At 49.6% G+C, this 409-nt stretch carries 1 pseudogene; it reads left to right on the top strand.

The window, feature by feature from the left end:
* Positions 1-153: pseudogene (locus tag EXE46_RS16695) on the top strand (IS1595 family transposase); the annotation flags it as partial.
* Positions 154-409: the final 256 nt, after the last annotated feature.

Raw genomic sequence — 409 nt, 5'->3', positions numbered from 1 at the left:
CAGCGGTATCTGTGTAAGGATTACGACCGCACATTCAACGATCAGACCGGCACGATCTTCGAACATTCTGCGGTGGTACTCAGAAAATAGTTTCTCGCAGTCTACATCTACATCCGCTTCAACACGAGTCTCAGGCAGCTATACGTAGAAGTGGTAGACTCCAAACCCTAATATCCCAACCCAGCGGCGCGTTGCCGTGGGATTCCCGTGTCTTCAGACGCGGGAGGATGTCAAGAGCGTACTCGAAACAGGATAGTCAGCGCTATCCCGTAACTGGCGAAGGAGTCCAACACTCAGATACCATATCTATTAAGTACATCTCCGCAAAGTAACAGAAAATGGCCAAACAACATATTTTCACACAGATGATCCCCGACCGAGACGAGCCAGCACTCTATATCAATCCCCG

This window comes from Halorubrum sp. GN11_10-6_MGM (genome assembly GCF_005435165.1).
Taxonomy (GTDB): Archaea; Halobacteriota; Halobacteria; order Halobacteriales; family Haloferacaceae; genus Halorubrum.
The sequence above is the reverse complement of the archived record's forward strand: the minus strand, read 5'-3'. Positions and strand labels throughout refer to the sequence as shown.